Here is a 10,856-nt window from a genome sequence, read left to right as displayed (position 1 = left end):
GCCAGTACCGCAGGGCTTAAAGCCAGGGCCGTACTGCCTGTAAGTGCATCGGTAATGTTCACCCCACTAAGGGTAACATTGCCCGTATTGGTCGCTACAAAACTATATGATATGGTCAGACCGTCACCAGACACTGCGGCCGTCTTCACCAGCGCAATGGCCGGGTTCCTGTTCAAAGAAGTATTGGTCGGGGTATCGTTGTTCTGCGCCGTACCCGAAACATCGCTCACCGTACTGGCATCAGGCGCCGTTCCGGTAACCGTGGCCGTATTGCTCACCTTGCCGGCATCGATGTCCGACTGCCTGATGGTATAACTGGCCGTTGCCGTGCCCGAAGCTCCCGGGGCAAGTACCGCAGGGCTTAAAGCCAGGGCCGTACTGCCCGTCAAAGCATCGGTGATATTCACCCCGCTAAGGGTAACATTACCCGTATTGGTCGCTACAAAACTATATGATATGGTCAGGCCGTCACCAGACACTGCGGCCGTCTTCACCAGCGCAATGGCCGGGTTCCTGGATAGCGGCACGTCCGTCGGGGTATCGTTGTTCTGCGCCGTACCCGAAACATCACTTACCGTACTGGCATCAGGCGCCGTTCCGGTAACCGTGGCCGTATTGCTCACCTTGCCGGCATCGATGTCCGACTGCCTGATGGTATAACTGGCCGTTGCCGTGCCCGAAGCTCCCGGAGCAAGTACCGCAGGGCTTAAAGCCAGGGCCGTACTGCCCGTCAAAGCATCGGTGATGTTCACCCCGCTAAGGGTAACATTGCCCGTATTGGTCGCGGTAAAGGTATAACTCACCACGTCACCCACTGCCCCTGTGCCGCCAACACTTGCCGTCTTCACCAGCACAATGGCCGGGTTCCTGGATAACGGCACGTCCGTAGGGGTATCGTTGTTCTGCGCCGTACCCGAAACATCGCTTACCGTACTGGCATCAGGCGCCGTTCCGGTAACCGTGGCCGTATTGCTCACCTTGCCGGCATCGATGTCCGACTGCCTGATGGTATAACTGGCCGTTGCCGTGCCCGAAGCTCCCGGGGCAAGTACCGCAGGGCTTAAAGCCAGGGCCGTACTGCCCGTCAAAGCATCGGTGATGTTCACCCCGCTAAGGGTAACATTGCCCGTATTGGTCGCGGTAAAGGTATAACTCACCACGTCACCCACTGCCCCCGTGCCGCCAACAACAGCAGTTTTCACCAGCACGATGGATGGAATAAAAACAAACACTGTTGCTTGAGCTATGTCGCAATTACCTGGATTGAGGTTCTCGCAGATGCGATAGGTCAGTACATAATTTCCTGCTGGAGTACCCGCAGGAACGGCAATGGACCCATTCGCATTGAGTGTAAACCCTGTAGGAACGGTAACCGCGCTTAAAGTGACATCCGAAGGGGTTAAAATAATGCCATTCAACATATCGTTTGTCAGAACGGAGGCTGTTGTACCCCCATTGATCCCGTTTATTGGTACTCCGGTGTAATCATCTGCAACCGCATCAATCACGGCAGGCTGGACTACTAGGGTCGCGGTAGCAGCGTCACAATTGGTAGATGGATTGATTGCCTCACAAATCCTGTAAGTCACCACATAAGTCCCTACAGGAACACCTGCTGCTACAGCAATGGTTCCGTCTGGATTCATCGTCAATCCGGGCGGAACGCCCAAAGGCGTCAAAATAATGTTGCCGGAATTCACCGTTGTTCCGTTCAAACTGTCGTTATTCAACACCGAAGAAGTAGCGCCGCCGTTACGCTGATTGATTGGAACCGCAGTAAAATCATCATCTACAGCATCTATAGGCGGAATGGGAACCGTTATTTTTATCGTATCGGTACAACCATTACTATTTGTCCATATGAAATGATATATACCATCAACAGTAAAATTGGAAGTGGTGGCTGCCGGATCAGTGGCAGATGTAAAACTTATAACACTTGGGTTACCCGCCTGTGCACTCCATACACCTGTTCCACTGGCTGCCAGGGTCGCAGTTCCGTTAGATGGAATCCCCTGATCAGCACCTGCATAAACTGTTGATAAGGTTACCGTAGCAGACAGACTTGCCGAGCCAGCGGCATCTATTTCGTTATAAGTAAAGGACATGGCATAAGTGCCAGCATCCGGATCCAGCTGTAATAGGCTTGGGTTATAATTTGAAATCACCTGTCCGGCAGTCACAGCTGCCCCGTTATAATATAGGGTTGCACCTCCTGGCAAAGTTAAAATAGTTACCCTGTTACTGTTGCTGATCCCAGTATAAGTACCTTCTTCAGGGTCGCTACCGGTAAGGACCGGTACTATCAGCCTGGTGTTGCTTCCCGGATCTTTCAAGCAGGCAGATACAGGATCTGCTGTAGGCCGGCTATTGATACCGAAATTGGCGTTAGATATATTATTCGTGTTGACCACGATATTGGCTAATATTCCGTTCACAATGCCGTCATGGCCTGCAGCCACCCCAAGGTTCTCACCAGTATTTACCCAGCCCGGAGGAAGACTTGCCCCCGGAGGCGCCGCAGCTACCGTACCTAAGGTAGTGCTTAACACGATACTGTAGGTATCTGGTGTCAGTGAAGCAAAATTATAGGTACCGTTCGTAGCAACTGCTGAGTTGGCCACCACTTTTCCTGCACCGTTTACCAATACCGCCGTTAAGCCACCTGCGTTTGTACCCGTCCCATTCACCGTATTGGCTGGTGTTCCATTCAAACCATCCTTATCGGCAAATACGGTACCGGTCAATGATAGCACCGAATTATAGTCCTCTACCTCCCCATTGTCAAAAATATCGTCATAGGCTGTAAAAACTATCGGTATATCCGCTACGATCAGCCTCGTTTTATATTGCGAGACCCCAACTGGGGGAAGCACGGGGACATTTATGGTCTGTCCCGCCGTCCCGCTGCCGTTGTAAAAGGCCGGATTACCATTGGCATCCACATCGTCTGCAAAATCTCCATTGTTATTCCAGTCAAACCACAAACCATAATTGACCGTTGCCCCTGGAGTATTACTGCTCAGTACAATGCCATAAGGATCTGAAGAAACTGCCGGTTTTATCAGTCCATCATCAAAAGTATCCGCTGACCCCATAGCATTTCTAAGGGGGGTACCCTCATAGCTTATACCTGTCCCTGCCCAGACGGAGTTCTTTGTACCTGTAGGAACCCCGGAAACCAGGCAGTTGGTTATTTTAGCCTGCGCCACTGGCCATGGGGCAGTCAGGTCACTATAATCATAGCTATCAATACCCATCACCTCAAAACTGGCTACGGAGCTGCAGCCCCCATTAGAGCCCGTCACCGTATAGGTACCCGGGGTACTTACCGTTATCGTACTGGTATTCATATCTCCGGTACTCCAGTCATAAGTGAGTGCTGGCGCAGCACCCCCTGCATAAAATAATACACTGGCCGGAATGACCTGTTTGGCAATTGAAGGCCCTGAATAAGAAACACTCAAAGCCGCTGCACCTGCTGAACCGTTGAAATAGTTTACCGTAATGGCATGATAACCCACAGAAAGGTTGACTGCCGTAGAGGCAACCTCGGTTAGGGTATGGCTCCCATCATTATTGATAAGTGTTGAGCCGTCTATAGATAAGGTGCTACCATCCTTGCTGTTGGTGTAAAAAGTATAATTCCCAGCTGTTGTGATATTAATAAAACCTTTATATTTTACCCCGTAGGCTGTAGAAGAACCTGTTACGCCCGTTAGTCCCGATAGATTCAATTGCGTTGCTATGCCGGTGCTGCCTGGCTTTTTACTATAGAAACCCGGGGTAACTACCGTAAAGTTAGAACTGGCAAATAAGGAAGATGCGTCATAAGGATTGAAAGTCTCATATTTGATACCGGGAGTAAATCCGGTAACACTGAGCGTAACCGAAGGATTATCACAGCTTATTTTATATTCTCCCCCTATTGTAAATGTTGATAATACGGATGTACTTACCGATATGGTTGTGCTATTGGAAACTGTACAGCCATATTTATCGACATAGGTGCAGGTGTAAGTACCTGCCTGAGCAGCAGTAATACCGGTAATCTCAAAGTTGGCCTGAGTGCTGGTAAAACCGTTCGGCCCGGTCCAAAGAATGCTGGCAGGAACAGCCCCAGAAGGAGCAGCCACCGAAGTAAACTGCACTGAAGATCCTACGCAGGGAGAAGATGGTGTGGGGGTAAGTGTAATAGCATCCACAGCAAGGTCCACCATTACGCTTTCTGTGTAGGTACAGTTTTTCTCATCGGTAACTGTTACTGTATACCTGCCTACACCTGCAGCTGTCAGGTTCGTAATTGCAGGATTGGCTATAGTACTGGTAAAACCATTTGGCCCTGTCCAGCTATAACTCTGTATATTGGTATTGTAGGCGATAGCGCCGCTGTTCAGCATAATGGTATTAGAACCACAGACATGATCTGCTTTTGGGAATAAGACAACGTTACCAAAATCAGAGAAATTACTGTAGTCACCGCCTCCACCGCCATCTGAATATATATTCTGATAAAAATAAAACTTGCCTGCTGTATTCTCAACCTTGATAATCTGTCCTCTGGCAAAAATACCCGTAACGGTTTTCCTGGCATATTTCCAACCTGGTATTCCTGGGATAGCAATAAAGTCAGCAGCTGTAATAACGCTGCTGCTGCCGTTGAGCAGAAAGTTCCCTACAATAGCATCGGGAGCCACAAAACTAAAAATGGCCTGGTTGGCTGAACTGGGATATTGATAAGCGACCAGGCTGGTTCCCTTGCAATCGGCAACAGGCGTCAGTATTCCCCCTCCCAATTCTGTACTAACCCCCCCCATTTTATATACCATTACCGGCTTGTCCGTTTTAATGCTGGCAGCATTGATACCGGCCGGCAATAAATGCTTCACAAAAGTCCCTTTATTCACCACCAGTGTGCTAGTGGTCGTTCCATCAAATATGGTTACAGTGGTTCCGTCTTCCGTACCGAAAATATAGGCAAGTTCGCCACTGGCAATAAGATTGGCTCGGATATGGGCATAGTCCTTACCCAATCTGCTAACGGGAACAAGCTGGTCACCCGCATTATCAGCAGCGCCGTTAAAGTAGAGCAGCTCATCGCTATAGGTAACCACTACAGGCAAACTGCTCTCCACAAAACTACCCCCCAAATGGTTTCCTGTTGTAGCTACTGCATCAGCAGAATAGCTCTGTCCCTTATTCAGGGTAATGGTAAAGGGCACATTCGCCCCATGCCCTGTAATAGCCTGGCTGGGAGTGATAGTAACCCAGGTATTGTCTTCGGTAGCCGTAACTACAAATAATGCTCTCGCGTTGGGATAGGCTGTGCCATTAGCAAAAGTATCCTGACCTGGAATGATAAATGATGTTCCCAGCCCATTTGGGCCGCGTAGGGGCATGGTACCATAATTATCTCCTCTTTCATTCGCATAGTATGCGCCCATTTGTCCCATCACCCGGACTCTGAGTCCCCGGTTTACAATGGTATTGGCAGGCTGCACAGTTATGGCACTAACGAAAGAGCTCATATCTATGATTTTTGACCCGCCACCGACTACGGTTCCTACTATAGGGGTAAAACTTGGATCGGCAGGCATGTCGATAACATAGGTGGCATATTGAGTAGCAGAAACACCTGTAAAATGTAGCTTTTGTGGGCTATTGTAACCAATAGACCAGCGTGGCACACCATACCAATATTCAAAATCGAAAGTGGCTGGAATGGCCCAATTTCCCATACTCAATGAAAGATAGTCTCCATCGTTAAGACTTACCCCTGTAAATTCTATCGTATCGTTAGACCCCACAACAAAAGCTGCCCCTGTAACAGGGGTAGCCGCCGCAAAACTGCTGGTGCTGTTTTTCAACAAGGCAACGTTCGCTAGGTCGGGATTGCTCATCAATTCGGGCAGATCTCCGACAAACATCCTGATGGTAACGGTTGCCGGGTTGGCAGACTTGCTTACCCTCCAAACCCGCTGCAATCGTTGGCCATAACCCGCTGGAGCATCAGATGAACGCGAGTTAACATTGGCTCCATCATCTCCGGACACTAAATAATCGCCATTATTTAGAACGGTAGGACTTTCTATCGCAAGTAAAGCCCCAGCATTAACACTCTTAGAGATCGTTCGGTCAAGCCCAGCCCCATCATCTCTACCAATTCCGACCACGTTATTAACATAAGCGGTATGGGTGCTAGCGCTAGGGTACCAGACCGCTCCTGTACTATTTACATAGTTTTTTGCAACAGTCTGGTCGAGGGTAATACCATATTTAATGGCAAGGTAACTTTCAACTTTATTTTGATCAGCTGCATTTAAGGTAGCCGTATAGGCGATTACCTCAGCAATACTACCTCCCATGGGCTCGAAAGCTGCACCTGAGCTCCCTAAATGAATGGTTCCGGGCGCGGTGCCTGCGCTTACCCCTCCAGCTGCCGAAACCAGTTTTCCATCAGAGTAGAAGGAAGCATTACCGGTGGCTGCACTGCTGCTTAGCGCCGTATTAAGGATGGGTTTAGTTCCTATGGAAACATTTCCCGGCCCCACCCAATTTCCGGCGTAAAAATTGGCATTATTATTATATGGTCCTATCAGCCAATTGTTCGATCCCTGTACTGCCCTTCTTGCGACACCGGAGGTACTTGTACTATTGTAAACAACAAAAAAACTGTATGGCCGTGCCACTATACTCGCCGTAGTAGCCATTGCATCATCGGTTAAATCAAAATTTACGGAAGGATTACCATTAAAAAGAGGCGAACTGGTGGTAAAAGCAGGCCGTTTGGCTACGGTTACCTGCGTAGCATTAAAACCGCCACCGCTCTGGTCTGCCCAGGTACTTACACCAGAGCCGCTCAAAGTCACACCGGCATTGGCCTTGAGCCAAAGTTTAAGATTCGTATTTACCCCGCCCGGAGCCTGAGCTCGTAATCTTGCTGAAAACATCAAGAATACGGAAACAATGACAACAAAATACAAGTATTTTTTTCTCATAGTAGAACGTTAATTAAAATAGCAACTAGATAGTAAAACGTATAATATATAATATACTATGTATTTTTAGGACTCAATAAATATTGAATCATATACGTAGTGTAATTATAACAAATAATGATAATATTGCAAACGAATTTAGAGCAAATAAGAATAATTTATATTCGCTCTTGATAAACTTACTTTCGTAATTAATTGCCCACACCAATGATATTTAGGCGATCGGAGAGCTTACCTGCTACATTCTCCTACAAATTTAATATTGATGATCACTACCTCATCTATAGGACGGGTACTTCAAGGGTTAGTCCCGTAATCCGCTTTTGGGCCAGTCGCAGAAGTTGTAACCTCATTATTCCGCGAGTGCGGCACATTTTCTACTTTTCCCTGAAGTAGGTGCATAACTTGTTTCCCGAAAGGTTACCAATTCCATGGAAAACGATAAGCTTTTTAGTCCAGTGCATTAGCAGCGTTTAGTCCAGCGAACCTAAAGAGCATGTCTAAAACTATAAGTGATAAGGCAATTTCATTCATTGGAAGTAAGCCGAATAGCCGCATTAGCGATGTCTTGCTGACGTAGTCTCCATTTTCCATAAAAACGGCAATGGATATCGCAGCGCACGCGTCTGGATCAATGGTCTTAATTTTACATTTTCGTTGTAATGCAACACGCAAATCATCTAAATTTTCCGACATATTGTCTTTGTAGTTAGGTAAAGTTACCCAAATTGAAACAATAAAAATACACTCAGGATTGAAACTGCCAAAGTTGTGATTAATAATACCCACTTTGTCTAGATTATTAAACTTTAAAGCTAATCGAACTGGTCATTTAAAACCACCCTTTTGATTTGGTTATTCACAAAAATCAGGGTATTGTTAATATCCTGCAAAATACTTTTTGGATCCGTACATTATTTCAACGCTGACTGAAAATTACAGGTAGCAATCCTAACAAAGTTTATTTAAATTTCTATGAGGTGTCTCAACTAACTTTCTGTGTCGCAAATATATCTATGGGGACAAGTAATATATTTACAGAAAACAACAACTTTTAGCTATATTTATTCATTAAATTGCCAGCACAATAGAAGCTTACAAGCGCCCTATTTTAAGACGATACCGGAAAGAATCCACATTTAATGACCGGAAAACATCTTATTAGGCGAGTAAGTAAATCTTAAAAAAGAATATGGTAGATCTAATAGCATATCAGTTGGAATTGTGGACACGAAGAAGATTATACTCCCACTATGGTGAGGAAATGTATCGATTGATTAATGAAAAGATATTTTTCCCAACCGATAGCTCTAAATACCCGGATTTTAGATTTGCAGAGAACATGCCAAAGGAAATCGATACCGAAGAGTTAATTCAACTGATTGAAACATTCTATGAAAATGCGAGGGCGGAACTAATCTGTTATGGAAAAAAAACCTAAGTAAGGAGTCATCCTTTTAAACCAAGATTAAAATTTACAAATATTATAAAGCTATGTCGAAAGGCTCAGCTTTCGCAATTGTAAGCCTCCATGCGGAATGTGCTAAGGAAGATTTCATAATACTGCTACCTATTGAAAGAAATGACTGTAGTAAAACATATCCATCATGTCCATCAAAGAATCCTCGGCTGGTCTAAATCGACTGGAATTGGAGTTTGGTGGCTGATATCAGGCATCCTGCTAATTGTTTTCATGGCCTATCATGGAATACTCACATCTTCTTTTAAAGAGCTTTTTCGTTAACCATGGAAGTTATTTTTTTAAAATGCCTAAAAAACGTGAGATTTTGCCTCAGAAAAATTTGGGAATGATGCCAAAGCATACAATCATATTAATACCTATCACAAACCTAATAATGCGATGATATTTGCATTAGGAATAAGTCAACTTTAATTATTGTTTTAATAACATATTAATGTTTCAACTGAATAGGCCATTGATCCAGTAACCTCATAAAATTGATGAAAAATATTGCGGGAAACCTAATCGTCGTTTAACAAAATGCACCTGGAGCGTAATTTCAAAATAACAGCTGCATTTGGCCGCTTCGAATGCCATATCTCTTATTGGAACGTCGGCGCAGAAATATTCAATAATAGATTATTAAGATTTCTGACGTTTCATTTTATTTTCATATTCCTGATTTAGTTTTGGTATAACAAAAACATAAAAACATGAAAAAGATCCTAACAATGGCCTTCTCGGTATTGGTTTTTACCGGAGCTATGGCCCAGCAGAAAACTAAAGAAGTTTCAATGCAGGCAAAATCAAAAGAAGAGATTAAATTGAACAGGCAAAGTGCTGAAGGTTCCCAGTCTGCCAACACCAAAGCAACTTTCAATGCCCAAGAATTAAAATCTACGGCAAAAGAGAAAAAGAATGTTGTACAGCAGAAATCAGAAGGTATAAAAGAGGCTATAAACGAAAAAGCGACTAATGCCGAAGCGTCAACAACTGGTAAAGCAGGAACAAATGGAACGGTAAATGCTGGCACGCATGGACTAGAGGTAAGTACCACAGCCCAGTCAGATGTAACCACCGGGACAAAGGGTGCAGTTGCCAGCAAGGTAGCCTCGGTAAATGGTCAGCTTAACAATGCTGCGAAAAATGCAAATGTAAAAGCTGATGCAAAACTCAAAACTGATGCGAATCTAAAAACAGACACAAAAGTCAAAACTGATGTTAATGTAAATCCTAAGTCCATCAACACGAAAGTAAAAGCGGCCACAGGAATTAAACTTTAAGCACTTTAAGTTATAAATTTGGGGATTCTTTTGAATCTCCAAATTTAAAGATTATGAGACATCTCTTTCACATCCTATTTACCATGCTCATCTTTACCATGCTCATCATTGGTTGTGTTCATGGTGCATATGCTGCCAAAACCGGAAACCGATCTACTTCATTGCGGATAATAGAACAGGATACATTGTCTGCAACCAGTCGACAGGTAAAGCAGCGTGTAGAAAAAGATAAAAAAGAAAGTTTAGCCCAAACCAGAGGGGACTTACAGCACGTACCAAAAGCTAAGAACAAAATCATTCCTAAAACTATTGGTCCGGCATCCATAAATGTAAAATCCCTCAATATTAAACAAGTTAAGGTGAAAGTCAACACTCAGGTAAAGATCAAATTATAAATTTATGAGAAATTCATTAATTATCCTGGTATCCTTGTTGGTAGGTGTTCCTTTATTTGTATCCGGGCAATCTGATACATTGTCGCAGGGAAAAACAAATACATTAACCCTATCTTCACTGGTCAGTTCAAATGCCAGTTATTATGGCCAGACTGCAGAAGAGCGCCTTCCTTTTGCATATGTAGACCTGAAGTTCAAGAGTTCCTGGGGATGGTATATTGCCGGCGGGGGGTATCATCTGCTCAGGGAGGACAATTTTCCTTCAGAAATGCACCTGAAGTCAGGATTTGAGTTCCAGCTTGGGCCTAAAGCAGATTTGGAAGTAGGATATAACAGATCATTCTATTCAAAAGCTTCGCCTTTGCTTCAGGCTTCAAATCCAAATAGCTTAAGCGCGACCTTGGGTATTGACCATCTGTTCCGGTCAGAACTGGTGGCAGACTATAATTTTGGGCAGTCAGAAGATATATTTATATCGATCGATAATTCCAAAAACATTTTACTGGGACAGCTGGGGAAAAAAAATACGTTTTACTTAAAGCCTGGCATAAGTATAGTAGCAGGGACCCAACGTTTTTATACCACTTATATTGAGGATCGAAAACAATGGCTGAACGGCCTTGATTGGGCATTTCGGCAAAAATGGCCAGCCGTTCCGCATTTAAACTGTCACCCCATTTCGCTTTAAAGTGACCACCTGTTTCGGGGCAAACTGGCC

5 protein-coding genes are annotated in these 10,856 nt (G+C 44.8%); 4 read left to right on the top strand and 1 reads right to left on the bottom strand.

All coding sequences use genetic code 11. The features are described from left to right. The coding region (locus HDC90_RS24970) for a PA14 domain-containing protein (RefSeq protein ID WP_255497838.1) at nucleotides 1-6,998 on the bottom strand (6,998 nt) is incomplete at its 3' end. A 1,192-nt stretch (nucleotides 6,999-8,190) separates the two neighbouring features. Between HDC90_RS24970 and HDC90_RS24965 the strand changes: the two genes are divergently transcribed. The 4 genes from HDC90_RS24965 to HDC90_RS24950 all read left to right on the top strand — a co-directional run bounded on the left by HDC90_RS24965 (nucleotide 8,191) and on the right by HDC90_RS24950 (nucleotide 10,826). Continuing rightward, nucleotides 8,191-8,439, top strand: coding sequence for a hypothetical protein (locus HDC90_RS24965; RefSeq protein WP_184471328.1), 249 nt, complete (start codon nucleotides 8,191-8,193; stop codon nucleotides 8,437-8,439). Nucleotides 8,440-9,173: 734 nt separating this feature from the next. Beyond that, nucleotides 9,174-9,743, top strand: a complete 570-nt coding sequence (locus tag HDC90_RS24960; RefSeq protein WP_184471326.1) for a hypothetical protein — start codon at nucleotides 9,174-9,176, stop codon at nucleotides 9,741-9,743. Nucleotides 9,744-9,796: 53 nt separating this feature from the next. Beyond that, nucleotides 9,797-10,138 carry a hypothetical protein gene (locus tag HDC90_RS24955; RefSeq protein WP_184471324.1) on the top strand — a complete coding sequence of 114 codons (342 nt, stop codon included), beginning with the start codon at nucleotides 9,797-9,799 and terminating at the stop codon, nucleotides 10,136-10,138. Nucleotides 10,139-10,142: 4 nt separating this feature from the next. Beyond that, nucleotides 10,143-10,826 (top strand): hypothetical protein, encoded by a 684-nt coding sequence (locus HDC90_RS24950; protein WP_184471322.1) that lies wholly within the window; start codon nucleotides 10,143-10,145, stop codon nucleotides 10,824-10,826. Nucleotides 10,827-10,856: the final 30 nt, after the last annotated feature.

It is taken from the genome of Pedobacter sp. AK013, from assembly GCF_014205835.1.
In the GTDB taxonomy this organism is placed as follows: Bacteria; Bacteroidota; Bacteroidia; order Sphingobacteriales; family Sphingobacteriaceae; genus Pedobacter.
The sequence above is the reverse complement of the archived record's forward strand: the minus strand, read 5'-3'. Positions and strand labels throughout refer to the sequence as shown.

Coding starts and splice junctions, on each gene's coding strand:
- HDC90_RS24965 (WP_184471328.1), top strand. CDS start 8,191: ATGGTAGATCTAATAGCATATCAGTTGGAATTGTGGACACGAAGAAGA.
- HDC90_RS24960 (WP_184471326.1), top strand. CDS start 9,174: ATGAAAAAGATCCTAACAATGGCCTTCTCGGTATTGGTTTTTACCGGA.
- HDC90_RS24955 (WP_184471324.1), top strand. CDS start 9,797: ATGAGACATCTCTTTCACATCCTATTTACCATGCTCATCTTTACCATG.
- HDC90_RS24950 (WP_184471322.1), top strand. CDS start 10,143: ATGAGAAATTCATTAATTATCCTGGTATCCTTGTTGGTAGGTGTTCCT.